Source organism: Micromonospora sp. NPDC005206, assembly GCF_040608175.1.
Taxonomy (GTDB): domain Bacteria; phylum Actinomycetota; class Actinomycetes; order Mycobacteriales; family Micromonosporaceae; genus Micromonospora.
In genome coordinates this window covers 1-16,485 of record NZ_JBEXHU010000030.1, presented here as the reverse complement: position 1 = coordinate 16,485, position 16,485 = coordinate 1, and the positions used below count along the sequence as shown (strand labels likewise).

At 67.2% G+C, this 16,485-nt stretch carries 21 protein-coding genes, 3 tRNA genes and 1 pseudogene; 10 read left to right on the top strand and 15 right to left on the bottom strand.

The window, feature by feature from the left end:
* Nucleotides 1-121: 121 nt before the first annotated feature.
* From ABZU69_RS32895 to msrB, 4 genes are all read right to left on the bottom strand, one after another.
* On the bottom strand, nucleotides 122-400 hold the full coding sequence (locus ABZU69_RS32895; RefSeq protein WP_354968221.1) for an MGMT family protein: 279 nt from the start codon (nucleotides 398-400) through the stop codon (nucleotides 122-124).
* Nucleotides 401-453: 53 nt separating this feature from the next.
* Nucleotides 454-882 (bottom strand): carboxymuconolactone decarboxylase family protein, encoded by a 429-nt coding sequence (locus ABZU69_RS32890; protein WP_354968185.1) that lies wholly within the window; start codon nucleotides 880-882, stop codon nucleotides 454-456.
* Between the two features lie 471 nt (nucleotides 883-1,353).
* Nucleotides 1,354-1,860 carry a peptide-methionine (S)-S-oxide reductase MsrA gene (gene msrA / locus ABZU69_RS32885; protein WP_354968184.1) on the bottom strand — a complete coding sequence of 169 codons (507 nt, stop codon included), beginning with the start codon at nucleotides 1,858-1,860 and terminating at the stop codon, nucleotides 1,354-1,356.
* A gap of 9 nt (nucleotides 1,861-1,869) precedes the next feature.
* Complete coding sequence (gene msrB, locus ABZU69_RS32880) at nucleotides 1,870-2,349, bottom strand: peptide-methionine (R)-S-oxide reductase MsrB (protein WP_354968220.1); 480 nt, start codon at nucleotides 2,347-2,349, stop codon at nucleotides 1,870-1,872.
* Nucleotides 2,350-2,775: 426 nt separating this feature from the next.
* Here msrB and ABZU69_RS32875 point away from each other — a divergent pair, with 426 nt between their 5' ends.
* Together ABZU69_RS32875 and ABZU69_RS32870 are read left to right on the top strand one after the other, a co-directional pair.
* Nucleotides 2,776-2,997, top strand: a complete 222-nt coding sequence (locus tag ABZU69_RS32875; protein ID WP_354968183.1) for an SDR family oxidoreductase — start codon at nucleotides 2,776-2,778, stop codon at nucleotides 2,995-2,997.
* A gap of 218 nt (nucleotides 2,998-3,215) precedes the next feature.
* Nucleotides 3,216-4,133 (top strand): NADP-dependent oxidoreductase, encoded by a 918-nt coding sequence (locus ABZU69_RS32870; protein ID WP_354968182.1) that lies wholly within the window; start codon nucleotides 3,216-3,218, stop codon nucleotides 4,131-4,133.
* A gap of 215 nt (nucleotides 4,134-4,348) precedes the next feature.
* On the opposite strand, the gene ABZU69_RS32865 is transcribed toward ABZU69_RS32870, so the two are convergent.
* The 6 genes from ABZU69_RS32865 to ABZU69_RS32840 all read right to left on the bottom strand — a co-directional run bounded on the left by ABZU69_RS32865 (nucleotide 4,349) and on the right by ABZU69_RS32840 (nucleotide 8,420).
* Nucleotides 4,349-4,516, bottom strand: a complete 168-nt coding sequence (locus ABZU69_RS32865; protein ID WP_354968181.1) for a hypothetical protein — start codon at nucleotides 4,514-4,516, stop codon at nucleotides 4,349-4,351.
* A gap of 85 nt (nucleotides 4,517-4,601) precedes the next feature.
* On the bottom strand, nucleotides 4,602-5,012 hold the full coding sequence (locus ABZU69_RS32860) for a GNAT family N-acetyltransferase (RefSeq protein ID WP_354968180.1): 411 nt from the start codon (nucleotides 5,010-5,012) through the stop codon (nucleotides 4,602-4,604).
* 154 nt (nucleotides 5,013-5,166) lie between these two features.
* Nucleotides 5,167-5,460, bottom strand: a complete 294-nt coding sequence (locus ABZU69_RS32855) for a DUF6510 family protein (protein WP_354968179.1) — start codon at nucleotides 5,458-5,460, stop codon at nucleotides 5,167-5,169.
* Between the two features lie 2 nt (nucleotides 5,461-5,462).
* Nucleotides 5,463-6,203: an FAD-binding oxidoreductase gene (locus ABZU69_RS32850; RefSeq protein ID WP_354968178.1), complete on the bottom strand. Its 741-nt coding sequence runs from the start codon at nucleotides 6,201-6,203 to the stop codon at nucleotides 5,463-5,465.
* Nucleotides 6,173-6,769 carry a sulfite oxidase-like oxidoreductase gene (locus ABZU69_RS32845; RefSeq protein ID WP_354968219.1) on the bottom strand — a complete coding sequence of 199 codons (597 nt, stop codon included), beginning with the start codon at nucleotides 6,767-6,769 and terminating at the stop codon, nucleotides 6,173-6,175. The genes ABZU69_RS32850 and ABZU69_RS32845 overlap by 31 nt, the downstream gene beginning before the upstream one ends.
* A 994-nt stretch (nucleotides 6,770-7,763) precedes the next feature.
* On the bottom strand, nucleotides 7,764-8,420 hold the full coding sequence (locus ABZU69_RS32840; RefSeq protein ID WP_354968177.1) for a TetR/AcrR family transcriptional regulator: 657 nt from the start codon (nucleotides 8,418-8,420) through the stop codon (nucleotides 7,764-7,766).
* 555 nt (nucleotides 8,421-8,975) lie between these two features.
* On the opposite strand from ABZU69_RS32840, the pseudogene ABZU69_RS32835 reads away from it, so the two are divergent.
* Nucleotides 8,976-9,868, top strand: a pseudogene (locus tag ABZU69_RS32835) (IS5 family transposase).
* 19 nt (nucleotides 9,869-9,887) lie between these two features.
* On the opposite strand, the gene ABZU69_RS32830 reads toward ABZU69_RS32835, so the two are convergent.
* Nucleotides 9,888-10,298, bottom strand: a complete 411-nt coding sequence (locus tag ABZU69_RS32830) for a VOC family protein (RefSeq protein WP_354968176.1) — start codon at nucleotides 10,296-10,298, stop codon at nucleotides 9,888-9,890.
* A gap of 376 nt (nucleotides 10,299-10,674) precedes the next feature.
* On the opposite strand from ABZU69_RS32830, the gene ABZU69_RS32825 reads away from it, so the two are divergent.
* Entirely contained in the window at nucleotides 10,675-11,109 is a 435-nt protein-coding gene (locus tag ABZU69_RS32825) for a hypothetical protein (protein ID WP_354968175.1), read from the top strand.
* 21 nt (nucleotides 11,110-11,130) lie between these two features.
* Here the strand turns inward: ABZU69_RS32825 and ABZU69_RS32820 are convergent, their stop codons facing one another.
* Nucleotides 11,131-11,352 (bottom strand): integrase core domain-containing protein, encoded by a 222-nt coding sequence (locus tag ABZU69_RS32820; protein WP_354968174.1) that lies wholly within the window; start codon nucleotides 11,350-11,352, stop codon nucleotides 11,131-11,133.
* Between the two features lie 33 nt (nucleotides 11,353-11,385).
* On the opposite strand from ABZU69_RS32820, the gene ABZU69_RS32815 reads away from it, so the two are divergent.
* Together ABZU69_RS32815 and ABZU69_RS32810 are read left to right on the top strand one after the other, a co-directional pair.
* A complete protein-coding gene (locus tag ABZU69_RS32815) occupies nucleotides 11,386-11,853 on the top strand; it encodes a DUF417 family protein (RefSeq protein ID WP_354968173.1) in 468 nt (155 codons plus the stop codon).
* Nucleotides 11,854-12,198: 345 nt separating this feature from the next.
* Nucleotides 12,199-13,653 carry a glucose-6-phosphate dehydrogenase gene (locus ABZU69_RS32810; protein ID WP_354968172.1) on the top strand — a complete coding sequence of 485 codons (1,455 nt, stop codon included), beginning with the start codon at nucleotides 12,199-12,201 and terminating at the stop codon, nucleotides 13,651-13,653.
* Here ABZU69_RS32810 and ABZU69_RS32805 read toward each other — a convergent pair.
* Nucleotides 13,615-13,869, bottom strand: a complete 255-nt coding sequence (locus ABZU69_RS32805) for a hypothetical protein (protein WP_354968171.1) — start codon at nucleotides 13,867-13,869, stop codon at nucleotides 13,615-13,617. The two genes, ABZU69_RS32810 and ABZU69_RS32805, sit on opposite strands and share 39 nt — an antisense overlap.
* Nucleotides 13,870-13,953: 84 nt before the next feature.
* On the opposite strand from ABZU69_RS32805, the gene ABZU69_RS32800 reads away from it, so the two are divergent.
* The 3 genes from ABZU69_RS32800 (at nucleotide 13,954) to ABZU69_RS32790 (ending at nucleotide 14,183) form a co-directional block, all read left to right on the top strand.
* Nucleotides 13,954-14,032, top strand: a tRNA-Leu gene (locus ABZU69_RS32800).
* Between the two features lies 1 nt (nucleotide 14,033).
* Nucleotides 14,034-14,109: transfer RNA gene (locus ABZU69_RS32795), tRNA-Thr, on the top strand.
* Nucleotide 14,110: 1 nt separating this feature from the next.
* Nucleotides 14,111-14,183 (top strand) — tRNA-Gly (locus ABZU69_RS32790).
* A 130-nt stretch (nucleotides 14,184-14,313) separates the two neighbouring features.
* Here ABZU69_RS32790 and ABZU69_RS32785 read toward each other — a convergent pair.
* Nucleotides 14,314-14,742, bottom strand: coding sequence for an NUDIX domain-containing protein (locus ABZU69_RS32785; protein ID WP_354968218.1), 429 nt, complete (start codon nucleotides 14,740-14,742; stop codon nucleotides 14,314-14,316).
* A 218-nt stretch (nucleotides 14,743-14,960) separates the two neighbouring features.
* Between ABZU69_RS32785 and ABZU69_RS32780 the strand changes: the two genes are divergently transcribed.
* Nucleotides 14,961-15,518 (top strand): dihydrofolate reductase family protein, encoded by a 558-nt coding sequence (locus tag ABZU69_RS32780; RefSeq protein ID WP_354968170.1) that lies wholly within the window; start codon nucleotides 14,961-14,963, stop codon nucleotides 15,516-15,518.
* A gap of 356 nt (nucleotides 15,519-15,874) precedes the next feature.
* On the opposite strand, the gene ABZU69_RS32775 is transcribed toward ABZU69_RS32780, so the two are convergent.
* The gene (locus ABZU69_RS32775) at nucleotides 15,875-16,294 is read right to left on the bottom strand and encodes a hypothetical protein (protein WP_354968169.1); all 420 of its coding nucleotides are present in this window, start codon (nucleotides 16,292-16,294) and stop codon (nucleotides 15,875-15,877) included.
* Nucleotides 16,295-16,485 lie beyond the last annotated feature (191 nt).

Here is a 16,485-nt window from a genome sequence, read left to right as displayed (position 1 = left end):
TCCGCCGGTCGCCGCCCGCGCAGTCGCCAAGGTGCGCCGGGTGCTGCGGGGTTCGCGGCGTCCGGATGCTCCGCGTCGGCGGTGCTCGCCCGCCGGGCTTGCTGTCCTCTTTTTCGGCCCCCTAACCGTGGGTGCCGGTGACCGCGGGTGTGCGCTGGTCATACGGCACTTTCAAGGTCGAGCAGGCGCGTTTGGCGACGGGGTCGCCGCGGTAGCTCCCTATCGTGCCGACGGACCGGACGACGCGATGGCAGGGAACGACGATCGGGATGGGGTTGGTGGCGCAGGCGGTACCGACGGCGCGGACGGCTTGGGATTGCCGGCGGCCAGCGAGCCATAGCTGGCGATGCGGCCGTAACCGATGTCGGTGGTCAGATGGTGCAGCACGGTGCGGCGGAATCCGCGCGACAGGACGGCTGCCAGCCTGTTCCGATGACAGGGCCGAGCATCAATTCACTCGGGAGGCGCCGTCGTGGGCATGGCACCCTCGGCGAGCTTGAGTCGCGTCCAGATGTTCATGTTGATCACAACGGCCACGATCTCCAGGATCTCGTCCTCCGTGAAGTGCGTGATCATCCTGTCGTGTGCCTCCTGGACCCGGTTGTTGACGGTGGCGTCGGCGGCTCGGGTCAACGCCTCGGCGTAGGCCAGCGCGGCTCGCTCCTGCTCGGTGAACAGGTGCGTCTCCCGCCACGCGGTGAGGGTCTCGACCTTGGACGGCGGGATGTCGGCGGTGCGGGCAGCGGCGTGGTGCACCAGAAGGCAGTAGCTGCAATTGTTGATCTGTGCGACGCGTAACCGCAGAAGCTGCGCCAGGGCCTGTTCCACCTGGAGCGTGGCGGTGTGGCCGAAAGCCGCGGCCCCGGCGTTTGCCAGAGCCATGAGTTGCTCGTTCGACGTGGCGTTCAGTCGGACGTTCTGGATCCTGGTGTCCAAGAGATGACCTCCTGTAGGTCACAACGACAACACCAGTGGTGGGGACGTCCACGTCGGTGGACAGCCGTATCGGGATTCCCGGCAGCCTTGATAGGCGGGCGTAGGTCGTGTACCGCGTCTTTCAGGTGCGCAAGCGTGGCGATCGCGACGGTGTCGATTCCGGGTCCGGTGTAAGTAGGCGTCTGAGATGAACCACATGGCCGCCAGGGCCAGCAGCGCGCTGGCGGTGATCCAGAGGCCCGGTCAGCGGGCGATCCGGTCGAGGAGCCTGGTCACCCTGCCCGTGAGGCAGGTGACGGGCATGCCGACATGCCGTCACCGGAGAGAGCCTGCACCCATCCGGCTGACTCCTCGTCCAGGCCGACCACCTCGGCCCCGTGTCCGGCGCGCGGACCCGGGGTCCGCGCGCCGGAGGTGTCAGGCCGTCGCCCGCTTCGGGAGCTTCCACCCTGGGCGGGGGAAGTGGCAGGTGTAACCGTTGGGGTAGGTCTGCAGGTAGTTCTGGTGCTCGGGCTCAGCTTCCCAGAAGTCGCCTGCCGGGGTGACCTCGGTAACGACCTTACCGGGCCACAGGCCCGAGGCGTCGACGTCGGCGATCGTGTCCTCGGCGACCCGCTTCTGCTCGTCGTTGATGTAGAAGATCGCCGAGCGGTAGCTGATGCCGATGTCGTTGCCCTGGCGGTTCTTCGTCGAGGGGTCGTGGATCTGGAAGAAGAACTCGAGCAGCGCGCGGAAGTCGGTCTTCTCGGTGTCGTAGACGACCTCGATGGACTCCGCGTGGGTGCCGTGGTTGCGGTAGGTGGCGTTCGGGACGTCGCCGCCGCTGTAGCCGACGCGCGTGGACACGACGCCGGGCTGGTGGCGGAAGAGCTCCTCCATGCCCCAGAAGCAGCCGCCGGCGAGGATCACCTTTTCAGTGGTCACGTCGTCTCCTTACTTGTCGTCGGTGCCAGTGTTGCTGTCACTCGTGAACAGGGTGCGGTATTCGCCGTACCCTGCGTTCGCCAGGTCGTCGAGGTGTATGAACCGCAACGACGCGGAGTTGATGCAGTAGCGCAGTCCACCCTTGTCGGGGGGACCGTCGTTGAAGACGTGGCCGAGGTGGCTGTCGCCGTGCAGCGAGCGGGCCTCAGTCCGGATCATCCCGTGGCTGGAGTCTTCGTTCTCGACGACGTTCGTCTTGGCGATCGGCTTCGTGAAGCTCGGCCAGCCGGACTTGCTGTCGAACTTGTCGACCGATGCGAACAGCGGCTCGCCGGACACGACGTCGACGTAGATGCCGGGCTCGTGGTTGTCCCAGTAGGCGTTGGCGAACGGGCGCTCGGTGCCGTCCTGCTGGGTCACGCGGTACTGCTCCGGGTCAAGCCGCGAAACGGCGTCCGGGTTCTTGTGGTAATGGGTCTGCTGGGGCACAGCTCTCCCTTCCCGGCCTTTCGGCGCGGAGCTGGGGAACGAGGCGAAACGCACCTGTACAGACACCCTGCGGGCCGGTTGTATTCCCGCGGCCCTTGGCTTCCGTGGACCATCAAGTCCGGGAAAACTCTTCGGAAGTGCCCGGCTGGGTGGCGTCGCTATGGTGGGTGGCCTGGGGGGTGTCGCCGCCCCAGTAGCACCGGCGTGATCCCAAGAGTGGACTTGACCGACCAGTTCTACCGCGACTAGGTTCGGGGCGTCCGACTGGGTGCCTCCGCTGGCGACGAACTGTCCGACGTGCCTACCGGCGTCGAGTTCTACGGACGTCGCGCCACTCTCGGGGCGCCGGGTGCTGCCAACACACATCGCGATCGGGTGGGGAAGGGGCCAACTGTCGTGAGTGAAAGTTTCGAGGGCCGTAAGGTCGTGGTCGTCGGCGGCAGCAGCGGCATGGGTCTCGCCACGACCCACCGAGTCGTCGCCGGGGGCGGCATTGCCGTGATCACGGGCCGCGACCAGGAAAAGGTCGGGGCCGGCAGCCCGAATGACATCGCGAACGCGGTGTCATGCCTGCCGTCGGACAAGTCGAGCTGGATGACCGGCGCCATCGTCGAGGTCGACGGCGGCACCATGGCCGGCCGCAACTGACCCTCGAGACGTAACGCCGGGATCGCGCCGGCGGGGCCTCGACCCCGGCGCCGCCTTGCCGGCGACTTCGCTATCGCGCTCGTTCCTCGACACTCTCGCGCCACAACCGCTACCGATCAACGTGGTGAGACACCGAGGCCTGGCGCCGCTAATGCTGGTGAAACGAAACGTGCACCTCGTGCCCGTGCAAACGAGGACTGGATACAGGGAGGCGCCGGATGAAGGCGATTGTAGTGACGGACGAGGCCGCGGGAATGGCCGGGATGACGCTGGTGGAGCGGCCCGAGCCGGACGCGGCGCTGAACGACGTCGTCGTTCAGGTTCATGCGTCGGGATTCGTCCCGACTGAGTTGGCGTGGCCCTCGACCTGGACCGACCGCCTCGGCCGTGACCGGACGCCGTCGATCCCTGGGCACGAGCTGGCCGGAGTGGTCACCGCTCTCGGCTATGGCACGACGGGACTGTCGGTGGGTCAGCGGGTGTTCGGCCTCACGGACTGGACTCGCGACGGCACCCTGGCGGAGTATGTGGCCGTCGAGGCGCGTAACCTCGCGCCGCTGCCCGGCGACGTCGACTTCACGGTGGGCGCGAGCCTGCCGATCTCGGGCCTGACCGCGTGGCAGGGACTGTTCGAGCACGGCCGCCTTCAGGCGGGGCAGAGTGTCCTCGTGCACGGAGCGGCCGGCGCAGTCGGTTCGATGGTGACGCAGCTCGCACGTGAGGCCGGCGCCCACGTCGTCGGCACCGGGCGCGCTGCCGACCGTCAAGCGGCGCTCGATTTCGGCGCGCAGGAGTTCGTCGACCTCGAGAACGACGTCCTCGAAGACGTCGGCGGAATCGATCTGGTGTTCGATGTCATCGGCGGCGACATCGGGAAGCGGTCCGCAGGCCTGATTCGAGCCGGAGGAACGCTGGTGTCCGTCGTCGGCCCGCCGGAGGCGCGGCCCGCCGACGGCCTGGCGGTCGACTTCGTCGTCGAGCCCGACCGCGCTCAACTGGGTGAGGTCGTCCGGCGGGTGCGCGACGGACGACTCCGGACAAACATCGGCAAGGTCGCGACCCTCGACGATGCCGTCGCCGCTTTCAATCCGACCGAGCGGATCACCGGGAAGACGATCATCCGCGTTCGTCCGTAAGGACTCGGGGACAGCGAGCGGTCTGCCCTCCTTGTGGATCAGCGTCAACCCGGCGTTATCGCCGACGTCGAATCATGGCCGGCCGCGATTGACCCTCGAAACGTAACGCCGGGATCACGCCGGTTGGGCTGCGGACGTGCCCGTACGCGTCCGCAGCCCGCGCCCGCCGGGAGACCACCAGCACATTCGGCGAGAGACAGTCCCGGTTGGTGGCGTTACGGTGCACGAATGCGCGGCCGCGGCCCGGCTGGCGGCTTTGCCAGCCGGTCCCGCAGCGCGTCGGCCGTCGCGTAGTCCTTGCCCGCCCTGGCCAACTGGCGCTGCTCCAGCGTGACGTCGACGAGCTTGCCGAGCGCATCGCGGTACTCGCCGCCGGCGCCCACCTAGCCTTCACGCGATGTACCCCGCCGTTGGGGACGCCTGAACCTTCTCAGCGGTCGGCGCGCGTTCAGACGCGACGACGCGTGTTCAATGCCCATGCCCGGGTGTGTGCGATCGCGGGGATGCCGGGTCTAGAACGTCGGCATATTCCGGACGAGCATTGACGAATGCTGCCGCGAACGGACACGTGACGGTGGCGGTCTTTCCTTGCATGCGCAGCTCGTCGAGGACGCCGCCGATGAGCCTGGCGGCTACTCCCTTCCCCCGGAACTCGGGGAGCACGGATGTCGCCAACAGTATGACGCGGCTCCCGACCTTGCTGTAGACGAGCCCAGCGGCTGTCCGGCCCCCTAACGCGGCCTCGTAGATGCCGAGCTCACTGTTGTCGGTGATGACGAGGTCTTCCGCGTCGGGCGCGGTGGCTCCCGACAGGTTCGAGCCACCCAGATCTTCCTCGGTACTGGTCAACGCGATCATGTCCTCGGCGTTGCCCGCCATGTTGTCTCCTGAATCTCGCGTGTGGTCAGCGACCTGGGAGTGCCCAGTCAGCTCGGATGAAGTGGCAGGAGCATCCCGCCTCGGACTATTGCTAACCGACGTCGGAGACGTTGGCATCGTCCGGATGCGTCACGATAGAGCGGATTCTTAGCGCTCAGGCAGTCGGCACCGGGAGGCTGAGGACGAGCGACCCACGCAGGTCGACCAGGACACGGCCGGCCGTGCGCACCACGCGCATGACGACGTCCTCGCAGCCCGGACATCGGGCGACGAGGCCGGGCGCTCGGTCGAACACGCGCATCGCGGCCAGCGGACGGGGCGTCCGGCACCCGGCGCAGGTGAGCTCGGCAACGGTGAGGTCGGTCCCCATGATCTCGCCGAGCGGTCCGGCGAGGGCGTTACCGTCCACCCAGGGTGCGTCGTCGGCTCCGACGTTGATGGTCGACATGGTCATCCTCCGGTGGGTCCGAAATGTTCAGTGCGGATGTTCGCCGGATCGTGGCCGATCTCGACGAGGAGGTCGGCAACGGTCTCAACGAATCCGGTGGGCCCGCAGACGAACGCCACAGCGTCGGCATCGCGGGGCCAGGCGACGCGGGCGAGGGCGTCCGCGTCCAGTCGTCGGGGTGGGGCCGGCCAGCCGGGGGGCGCGACCCTGGTATAGACGTACGTGACTGCGACGCGCCTATCGCCTGCGGCTCGTGCAGTTGCAAGATCCGCGGCGAACAGCGCATCGAGCGGGGATCGCGTCGAGTAGAGCAGCCTGGTGGGATTCGTCGCCGCACGCACCATCGACATCAGCGGCGCCACGCCGGCTCCGCCGCCGATCAGCAACGCCGGCCGCGGATCGGCGGGTCGGCGTACGAACCAGCCGCCGAGCGGCCCACGGATCTCGAGCTGGTCACCCGGCTCTGCGACGTCGGCGAGGTACGGCGAGACCTCACCGTCGGTCACCGCCTGGACGGTCACCTCGAGGCGGTCGGGCCCCGGGGCGGACGAGATCGAGTAGCTGCGGTATGCCGTGTAGCCGTCGGGAGCCGTCAACCGGACGTCGACGTGCTGGCCCGGCACGTGACCTGTCCAGCCGTCGACGTCGAGGACCAGGGTCCGCGCCGTCGCAGTCTCCGCGCGGGTGGCGGCGACGGTCGCCGGCTGCCAGGTCAGTCTGCCAGGTATCGCTGCTCGCGCCATGGGTCCCCGTAGTTGTGGTAGCCGGCCGTCTCCCAGAACCCGGGCTCGTCGTCGAGACGCAGTTCCAGAGCGCGCAGCCATTTCGCGCTCTTCCAGAAATACAGGTGAGGGACGAGGAGACGAGCTGGCCCGCCGTGCACCGGAACCAGCGGCTCACCGTCGAACTCGTACGCCACCCAGGCCTGGCCGTCGAGAAGGTCCTCGAGCGGCAGGTTCGTGGTGTAGCCGCCGTAGGAGTGGGCGACGACGTACTCGGCCGTCGTCTCGACGTCGGCCAGCAACGTGTCCACCGACACGCCTCGCCAGCGCGTGCCGAACTTCGACCAGTGCGTGACGCAATGGATGTCCACGGTCGGTTCTTCGGCAGGAAGGGCGGTGAACTCCGCCCATGACCACGTGCTCCGCTCGCCGGTCTCGGTGATGACGGCGAGCTCCCACCGGTCGAGGCCGATGCGCGGTGTCGGTCCCGCCGACAGCACCGGGAAGTCATCCGTGCGGTATTGGCCGGGCGGGAGGTCGGTGTCGTCGCGTCTGCGGCCCCCGAAGCCGCGTGTGATCAATGCCATGCGCCCCTCCCCATGTGGCCGGGCGGCCGCGAGCCCGCTGCCACCCGTGCTTCCACTCGGCCGGTGGATGTCGATGTGGTACCCGCCCATATCGTCATCGTCAGCGAATGCCCCGGTGATGAGAAACTCCGCGGTGGGGGCGTAAACGCCCGCAATCCACGGAATATGAACTGGACCATCTCGTCCAGAGTATGCTGCCATGGCGCCGGTCGGCAAACTTCGCTGGCCATCGGTGATTCGGGGCAAGCAGCAGCGCGCCTGGTGGTCGTGGCGGTGCACCGTCATCTGATGGGTGCCTCTGCAGCGAGAGTATTATGGACGATGGCGTCCATAGAGTGCGGCTAGAGACTGTTCCGAGTTGGTCGTTGGACATGTCGTAGCGCTGCGAGATGGCGGCGGCCGGTGTCGTGCCCGATGTCAGGAGAGTTCGATGGACCCTGTTCCCTCCGGTGGGAACGTTGTCGATGGCCAGCCGGTCGCTGCGGTGGACATGATCGCCGCCCTGACCGCTGCACGGCTTGTGTTCCCAGACGGTGCAACTCAATCATTCACGGCGGGTGGTCGGACGACCTACGTCGACAGGGGCACACCGTCAGCTGGCGAGTGGTCTGTTACGGGTGACGGGACCTTCGCTTCATTCTGGCCGCCGACGTACCGGGCGACGTACACGGTTCGGTGGATCGTCGAGGACGAAGTGCGGGTGGGCGTCAGCTTCACGGATACCCGGAGCCGAGTCCGCTACGACGGCCGGTACAGATGACTGGACGAGATTCGAGCCATACGTCGAATCACGATCGGCTCGGTGCTTTCTCCTGTGAGGTCGGTCGACTCCTGGCTCAGGGCACTCTCCTCGGCCGCGTCGATGCCCAGATCAGCCGACCCGCCGCGTCCGCGATGAACTGGCACGCTCACGCCGTGCCACGTGTGCTTGCCGGAGGAGCAGGGCTCCTGGTCGCGAACCGGTCGATCGGGGGCTCCGCTGAAAAGGGCTCAATTAACGGGTCGGTTCGCCGGACGGTTCCAAGAGGAACGACTTGATGTGTTCCAGCGCCATGTCCAGAGCAACTTCCATGGGTTCAACGTTGTGCGCGGCGTTCGCCAGCAAGTAGCCGCCTTGCAAAGCTGCCATCAACCCCGTGGCCAACTTCTCCGGGTCGGCGTCCTGGCGCAGTGCACCGCTGTCCCGCATCCGGTGCAGACCATCACTGATCAGCTTTCCCCATGCCGCAAACGTCTCCGACAGCATCGATCGAGCCTGCTCATCTTGATCGGACAGCTCGACAGCCATCGACCCGAGGCCGCACCCGTATTTGCCGTTGTTCAGCGAGTTGGCCTGGACCAGCGCGTTACGCCACCGGACCAGCCCTGAGAACGATCTCAGTCGTTCGAGCCCTGCCCGCTCGCGCTGAAGCACAAGCGCGCCTCGATATTTGACCAACGCGCGCACGAGCTCCTGCTTGTCGGCGAAGTGGTGGTAAAGCTGAGACTTGCTCGTCTGGCTTGCCTCGCGGACGTCGTCAAGGGTCGTCGCGTTCACTCCGCGCACGAACATCAGCCGGTTCGCCGCCTCGAGGATCCGCTCTCGAGTCGCGATGCCCCGTTGACTGATCCTCCGCTGCTTCGTCGGCGCAGCCACCTGCTCGTCGCCCATCGGTCAAGTGTATCTAGCGCCGCGCGCCAGAGAATCTATGGAGGATGGGACCTTGGAGTCCATCCAGCGTTATGTCGCATTGACGTGATGGTGAAGGACGAACGTACGCACCGCCTGCTCGGTTGAACGGGTGCTATGTCCGCGAGAGCATCAACAGGGCGAATTCTTCCCTGGACTGTCTGGTCCTCATTGCGGCAAGCTGTTGCTCAGGAGTTGCTCGGCGGTGCGTCGTGAGCGGCGCGCCGGAGGTCAGCGTGTGTCATCGCTCGTTGACTGCGTCTGCACATCATGCGCATCACCCGCAGCTGAACTTGGCTGCGGCCATGAAGCAACAAGAGGGAATCAACGGGGAAAACCAGTGAACGCGAGGAGGTCCTCGCGGGCGTCAGCGAGGTTCTCAGCGGCAGCGGGGAACTGGACCAGACTGCTGTCCTAGGGCGCGTATCGAAGTCCGTGTCGGTAGTTGTGGGGGACACGGCGCGTCGGGACCGGTAAACAGCGAGGTCTCCGGTAGATGGTTTGTCGACCAAGACGAACCATCAGCACGAAGACCTCATGGACACCATAGTGGTGACGAGGCGGCACGACCTGACTGACGCGCAGTGGAGAGTGTTGCAGCCTCTGCTGCCGGTCGCATGCAGGCCCGGTCGGCCACCTCGATGGACCAGACGGCAGCTCATCGACGCGATCCGGTGGCGGATCCGGGTCGGTGCCCCGTGGCGGGACGTCCCGGCCTGCTACGGCTCCTGGTCGGCGGCGTACGCGTTGTTCCGCCGCTGGCAGCGCGACGGGACCTGGGCCCGCATCATGACCGCGTTGCAGACCCTCGTGGACGCGGCCGGCCGCATCACCTGGGACGTGTCTGTGGACTCGACAACTGCCCGAGCGCATCAGCATGCCGTTGGCGTCCGGAAAAGGGGGATCTGCAGGCAGAAACGCCTGGTGGCGTATACGTGGAGCCAGCCGATCACGCTCTTGGTCGGTCCCGCGGCGGACTGACCACGAAGCTTCATCTGGGCTGCGAGCAGGGCCAAAAGCCGCTGTCGATCGTGTTGACTGCTGGGCAACGCGGAGACAGCCCACAGTTCATCGCGGTCCTGGCCGGCATCCGTGTGCCCCGCCCGACCGGTGGCCGGCCCCGGACCCGGCCTGACCGGGTGCTGGCCGACAAGGCGTACACCTCTCGGGCGACCCGCGCCTATCTGCGCCGACGCGGGATCAAGGCGACTATCCCGAGCAAAGCCGACCAAGACGCTCACCGCCGTAAGCGAGGGTCGAAGGGCGGACGGCCACCTGCCTTCGACCGCGATGCCTACAAGCAGCGTCACGCTGTGGAGTGCGGCATCAACCGGCTCAAACGCAACCGTGGCGTCGCCACGCGCTTCGACAAGCTTGCCGTGCGCTACGCGGCCGTCGTACACATCGCCGCGATCAACGAATGGCTTTGACCCACTTCAGATACACGCTCTACTCGCTCTTGGGCCAGATGGGGCCCTGGTCGGTCCAGGTGACACCCTTGTTGTGGCAGAGGCAGAACGGGTGGCCGACGGGGTCGGCGTAGACGCGCCAGCCGTAGCCGTCGGGGCCGATGGAGTCCTGCTGCAGGGTCGCGCCGAGGGCCAGGACGCGGCTCTGTTCGGCCTCGATGTCGTCGACTTCGAAGTCGAGATGGAACTGCTTGGGGTGCTCGCTGTCGGGCCACTGCGGGGCGCGGTAGTCCTCCACCCGGATGAAGGCCAGCTCGATCTCGCCGAACCGGATACCGGCCCAGTTGCCGTGGCTGCCCTCCTTGACCGGGCGACCCGTCACCTCTGAATAGAAGGCTGCCAGCGCCATCGTGTCCGGGCAGTCGATGATGAAATCGGTGAGTTGCAGCATCCGGCGATCTTGCCACAAGATCAAATAAGCCGGAGTTTGAGACAGGCCTAGGCATCGGCGGCCACTTTGCGAGGTCGCTGGCTTTCAGATTGCGGACGAACTGGTCGGTACTGCGCCGGACCGTGCGGATGCTGTCATCGCACGCGACGGCCAGTTCGGTGTCGGTGATATCAATGGTGACGTTCTTGCCGGCGTGGACGCGGCCGAGGGCGACTTTCTGCCCCACGACCGTGACGAGCCCGCTGTTGGAGGCCCGCCGCTGCACCGCACCGGTCCGGCCCCGGGTTGCGGGGGTGGTCCGGCGGGTCGGGCGTCGCGCAGGCGGGCTACCTCGGCGGGGGTGAGCGGGTTGGGTCGGGTGCGCGGCAGCTAGCGGGTGTCGGTCGAAGAAGCTGGTCTTGTCATCGCTGCGGATGCCGACGCGTTGCCCGCCGAGGATCTCGGCGGCCAGGACGATGTGCTGGCCCAGGAAAACGCGACCTGCCCGGCTGATGGTTCGGTCGACCTGGACCGCTTCACCCGGTGGCGCCGGCGGCAACGGCGGCTCACCAGCGGGACGGCTTCCTGGCGCAGCAGCGCAGCGAGGTCGGCGGCGGACAGGTGGGAGCGCACTGACTTGAGCCGGACGCCGGCGATCAGGAGATGGATGACATCGGTGTCTGCCCAGGACGTGACCGTCACACCGGAGCAGGCCGGGCCGCCAGAATTGCTTACCTGCCACCTGCAGATTCCCCGACGGTGGCACCACCCGGTCGAACTTCACCGCCCCCGCCACCACCTGAACGGGCGCCGGGACCGGAGGCGACGGTGAGACGAGGGTCTGGTCGACGGGTTAAGTGAGCCGGGGAGGCAGCTTCACCGGCACCATTTCCTCGGCAGCCTTGGCGGGGGTGAAGCGGTCGGCGGAGACGGCCATCTTCAGGGACTGGTGCGGCCGGTTGGTGTTGTATTCGTGCCGAACGGCGTCGACGGCGGCTTGGACGGTGTCCAAGTCGGGCCAGACCGGCACGTCCTCGGTGTGTGGCGGGTCCCAGCGGGTAATGGTCCCCGGCACGCCGACCGTCGACACAGCGACTAGGAGCGAGCGATGGGCACACGACACGCCTCGGCCGATGACCTCGCTTCCGTAGGCTTCTCGGTCCTGCGCTCCGCACTGGCGACGAACATCTTGTGGATCGGTGCGCTCAAATTCAAGCAGTACGAGGTCGAAAACGACGAACCCCTGGTCACCTCGAGTCCGCTGTTCTCGCGGTTCCGAGAAAAGCTGGGCGCACAAAAGCTCAACCGACTCATCGGTGTCACGGAGATCACCGTGGGCTCTCTGATCGCCGCGAAGCCGTTTGCGCCCAGAGCGTCGGCGATCGGTAGCTTCGGGGCGGCGGGGATGTTCCTCACCACGCTCAGTTTCCTGGCCACGGCACCCGGGACTCGGCAGGAAGGGCAGGGGATGTTCAGCCTTTCTCAGCTGGGGCAATTCCTGTTGAAGGACACAGTGCTCCTCGGTGCGGCGCTCCTGATAGCTGCCGAGTCGCTGCGCGTCGCCCGCCACCGATAATGCCCGGCAGTCCGCTCGGAGCGCTGGACGCGTACGACAATGACAGCGCCTGGGCCGACGCAGGGCAGCGAGAAGGCAGCAGCACCGCGCTCCCGGTCGGCTGTGTCAGCCACACCGGCACGGCCGGGCGTTGAGGCGGGCATCGTGAGCGCCAGCCAGCGCCGCGACGGCGCCGTCGCGGTAGTACACGGTCGCGCTGTGAGGTCACAATCGACGCCCGACTTGACGCGGACTACCCAGGGCGCTGATCCCGCCATAGATCGAGCCGGCCTCCGATGCGCGACGACCAGATAAATCCGGGCAAACGGGCGCGTACCCACCCGACCGGCAAGGCATGGTGGGTGCATGACGACATCGACCCCGAGCGCCGCCAATTCCGTGGCCGACCGTCCCGCTCCCGGGGACCCCGAACCCCAGACGCTGCTGTTGCTCGGCGCCACCGGTGACCTGGCCGAGCGCCTGCTCCTGCCCGGGCTGGGTCGGCTGGTGGCCACGGGCGCCCAGCCGGACCTTGCGCTGATCGGCAGCGGCAGGGACGACTGGGACGACGAGCGGTGGCGTCGCCGCGTGGCCGAATCCTTCGCGACGGTGGGGGCGGACGGGCCTCGGGAGACCGAGATAGTCCGCACCACCCGCTACGTGCGTGCCGACGTTACCGGGGAGGAAGACCTGCGGCGGCTGCTGGCCGCCTGCCACAACCAGCTGGTGATCTACTTCGCCCTGCCGCCGGTGATCACGGCCCGGGCCGCCGCAGCGCTGGCCCGCATCGGTCTGCCGCCCGGTACCCGGCTGATGCTGGAGAAACCATTCGGTACGGACGCCGATTCGGCGAGGTCGCTCAATGACATCCTGGCCGGGCTGGTGCCGGAGGACCAGGTACACCGCATCGACCACTTCCTGGGCAAGTCCACGGTGGTGAACATCCTCGGTCTGCGCTTCGCCAACCGGATCTTCGAACCGGTGCTCAACGCCGCGCACGTGGCCTGCGTGGACATCGTCTTCGACGAGGCCCTGGGCCTGGAGGGCCGGGCCGGCTACTACGACGGCGCGGGCGCGCTCGTCGACATGGTGCAGAGTCACCTGCTGCAGGTCCTCGCGTTGATGGCGATGGATGCGCCGCCCACCCTTCACGCCAGGGAACTGCGGGGCCGCAAGGCGCAGGTGCTGCGGGCCACGAGGGTGTGGGACGGCGATCCGGTGCGGTGGAGCGGGCGGGCCCAGTACACGGCAGGGGAGGTGAACGGGCGGCGACTGCCCGCGTACGCCGACGAGCCCGGCATCGACCCGGCCCGGGGGACCGAAACCCTGGCGGAGGTGGTGCTGGCCGTGGACACCTGGCGGTGGGCGGGTGTGCCGTTTCGACTGCGCTCCGGCAAGGCGCTGGCCGGCCGGCGCAAGGAGGCCGTCGTCACCTTCAGACAACCTCCGCGGGTGCCCACCGGCCTCTCCGGATACGAGCAACCCGACCGGCTGCGGATTGGCTTCGGTCCGGACCAGCTGGGCCTCGACGTCAACATCAACGGCCCGGGGGAACCCTTGGGACTTGATCAGGTGCAGCTGGTGGCGCACTTTGGCCCCGGCGACCTGCCGCCGTACGGGGAGGTGCTTCGTGGCGCCTTCGACGGCGACCCGACGCTGTCGGTGCGGGGCGACACCGCTGAGGAATGCTGGCGCATCGTGGAGCCGGTGCTCGAAGCCTGGCGGGCGGGAGCGGTGCCGTTACAGGAGTACCCGGCCGGTAGCCGCGGCCCGGCTGACTCCCTACTGGCCCCCGCGCCCGGCGAGGTCGGTCTTCACTGAGATGTCACTGCTCTCGGCAGCCGCCGCGGGCAGCTGGCAGGACTTGAACGGATCCGCCACCGCCTCCACCACTTTGTCGGCGATGCGGCCCCGGCCCTGCCTGGTCGGCTCGGGCAGACCGGCGTTGCGCCAGCTCTCGACCCACCTCCGCCGGATCTCGCGGCGCTGCGCCGCGTCCATCGTCGTGGGCTGGCGCGGCGGCTGGAAGCGCGACATCTTCGTCATGGTATTCGGCAGCGGCCGGCCGGCGGCGATGAACGGCGCAAGTTGCTTCCACCTCCCTGCAACCAGCGGAATCTCGCCTCGGTAGCCCAACCCGGTAGGAGACAGCGCGCTCAAACCGCGCACAGTGCGGGTTCGAATCCCGCTCGGGGCACCACGCCGTCGTAGCTCAGTCGGTAGAGCAGCGCCATGGTAGGGCGCAGGTCGCCGGTTCGATCCCGGCCGACGGCTCCATGCGGACGTAGCGCAGCTGGTAGCGCATCACCTTGCCAAGGTGAAGGTCGCGGGTTCGAATCCCGTCGTCCGCGACCCGCCTAAGTTCATGCGAACTGAAGTTGCTTCAGGACGAACTTGGAACCCCTCCAACGCCTTGAACTTCACCTCGCCTTCAAGTTCGAGGTGAAGTTGAGCCGGCGGCCGGGTTGGTGAGCGGGGTGTTTAGCCAGCTTCGAACGTCGGTCGGGCAATCCAGGCAGCGGAGTCCTGGTCGGCGGCAAGGGCCAGGCAGCGGGCTTGATGGGGTGACAGAGGTGGAACGGCATGCAGGTCGAACCAGCCGACCTCCACCGACTCGTCGTCGTTGACCCGCGCCCGACCCCGCAGGAGTCGGCATTGCAAACCAACCGTGAGCCAGTAGACCTGGTCGCCGTTGGGCGCGACAGATAGGTCCAGCGCTTCGACCGACAGCAGTCGCTCGACGGTGACCTCAACGCCGACCTCTTCGAATACTTCGCGGGCCGCCCCGTCCGCTGGCTGTTCGCTGGGTTCCAGGCATCCTGTGGTGAGGGCCCAGTCTCCGGTATCTGAACGCCGAACCATCAGTACGCGATTTTCCTCGTCGAGCACGACCGCGATGACGCCGGACAGCGGCAGCGGGGCGTGGCCGATTTGGGTGCGCAGGGCGACGACAAACTCAGGTGGTTCTCATTGCGAGTAGCGGTCCCGACTGGGCGGGAGTTTGGGTCCCGGCGTCTTCCGGCGGGGTTCATTGGGCGTGAGTTTGGGACCCGGGGCGCGTGTACCTCGAGCTCGCTGACGCGACGCCCGCCTGGCCGCGACGCCGTAGTGGCGTAGAGTCGCCGGCCATGGGACTGCTCACCTTCAGCCTCAACCTCACCCTGGACGGTTGCGTCGACCACCAGGAGGGGATCGCCGACGACGAGACCCACGCCTTCTTCACCCGTCTCATGGACGAGGGCGGGGCAATGCTGTGGGGTCGCGTCACCTACGAGATGATGGAGAGCTACTGGCCGGCCGTCGCCCGCGGCGACGAGGAGGCGCCGCCGGCCATACGCGAGTGGGCGGTCAAGCTGGAGGCCAAGCCCAAGTACGTGGTGTCGGCGACGCGCAAGGACTTCTCGTGGGCCAACAGCTACCACATCGCCGGTGATCTGCGCGAGGGCGTGCAGAAGCTCAAGGACGCGACCCCGGACGGGGTCCTCCTCGGAAGCGGCAAGCTCGCGACCGAGCTCGACCGGCTGGACTTGATCGACGAGTACAAGCTGCTCGTCCATCCCAGGATCGCCGGCCACGGCCCGACGCTGTACCAGAGCGGGCTGCCCGGCACGCGCCAGCTCGAGCTGCTATCGGCGGAGCCGCTCCGCAACGGCGCGGTGGCCATGCACTACCGCCGCGCGCGTTGAATCACAAGGGTCCATCGCCGCCAGCTCACCGGGAGCGCGCCGTCCTGCTCTTCGAGGACGTCCTCGCCTTCGAGGAGTCGATCGGCGCTGCGCGGCGAGCGTGAAATGCCCTTCTCCGCGGCCAAGACATCACCGGCGGCCCCGGCTGGTTGATCGACATGCTTGCGCTCACCCGCCGACGCCTCCAGGGCGGGACCCGAACTCCCGCACATTGATCATGGAGTAACACTCCGCACTGGGCCCAGAAGAGACGCCTATCTGGGCCCCGTTTCCACGACCGAAGCCACTCAGGTATGGCCATGGAGAGCCACCTTATGGGAGGCCCTGCGGGCGGACACGGTGGCCCAAGGCGCTCGTCATGTCAATTGCTCACCCTTCGAATGGAATCGAGGTTCATCGCTGAAAAGCTGTTCGGCGAGCCGCAGGTACTTCAGGGCGGTCTCCTTGCTGCAACCGAATACGGCCTGAAAGTGCAGTCGGTCGGGGCCGTGAGCAGTAAGTTCGTCGAGCAGCCGGTCGTGGCGGAGCTCGGTTAGGGTGATGCCGAGCGATTTCATGTGGATCTTGTGCCAGGTGCTGCTGACTTCTCCCATCTCAACTGCGGTCTGCTGGCTGATCAGCAGGTGCGGATTTTGGGTGCTGGGCCATCGGGCCCGGCGGTGGTCGAGGTAGGACGTCAGGGCCCCAAGCGTGAGGTCGTGCAGAGGCCAAGGCTGCCCGTCGACAAGTAGGACCCGTTCCCCCAGGTTGACGTCGTCCAGCAGAAGGCGGCGCATCTGAGCTGGTCGGAGAGCTTGTCCCACTGCTAGTGCCGTGACCACGAACGTTCACGGTGTTGGTTGACACGCCGTCCGGCCTGTCGGTCTGGCGGTGTTGCGGCGGTCAGGCTGTGGCGGTGGCAGATCTTGTACGCGTGCGGCGGCTGAGTGATCAGGAAGGTCAGCAGCTGCTCAGAATCACCCGCCGG

Coding starts and splice junctions, on each gene's coding strand:
- ABZU69_RS32870 (WP_354968182.1), top strand. CDS start 3,216: ATGAAGGCGATTGTAGTGACGGACGAGGCCGCGGGAATGGCCGGGATG.
- ABZU69_RS32830 (WP_354968176.1), bottom strand. CDS start 10,298: ATGCTGCAACTCACCGATTTCATCATCGACTGCCCGGACACGATGGCG.
- ABZU69_RS32850 (WP_354968178.1), bottom strand. CDS start 6,203: ATGGCGCGAGCAGCGATACCTGGCAGACTGACCTGGCAGCCGGCGACC.
- ABZU69_RS32775 (WP_354968169.1), bottom strand. CDS start 16,294: ATGCGCCGCCTTCTGCTGGACGACGTCAACCTGGGGGAACGGGTCCTA.
- ABZU69_RS32810 (WP_354968172.1), top strand. CDS start 12,199: ATGACGACATCGACCCCGAGCGCCGCCAATTCCGTGGCCGACCGTCCC.
- ABZU69_RS32860 (WP_354968180.1), bottom strand. CDS start 5,012: ATGGCGGGCAACGCCGAGGACATGATCGCGTTGACCAGTACCGAGGAA.
- ABZU69_RS32780 (WP_354968170.1), top strand. CDS start 14,961: ATGGGACTGCTCACCTTCAGCCTCAACCTCACCCTGGACGGTTGCGTC.
- ABZU69_RS32890 (WP_354968185.1), bottom strand. CDS start 882: ATGGCTCTGGCAAACGCCGGGGCCGCGGCTTTCGGCCACACCGCCACG.
- ABZU69_RS32805 (WP_354968171.1), bottom strand. CDS start 13,869: ATGTCGCGCTTCCAGCCGCCGCGCCAGCCCACGACGATGGACGCGGCG.
- ABZU69_RS32855 (WP_354968179.1), bottom strand. CDS start 5,460: ATGTCGACCATCAACGTCGGAGCCGACGACGCACCCTGGGTGGACGGT.
- ABZU69_RS32815 (WP_354968173.1), top strand. CDS start 11,386: ATGGGCACACGACACGCCTCGGCCGATGACCTCGCTTCCGTAGGCTTC.
- ABZU69_RS32840 (WP_354968177.1), bottom strand. CDS start 8,420: ATGGGCGACGAGCAGGTGGCTGCGCCGACGAAGCAGCGGAGGATCAGT.
- ABZU69_RS32845 (WP_354968219.1), bottom strand. CDS start 6,769: ATGGCATTGATCACACGCGGCTTCGGGGGCCGCAGACGCGACGACACC.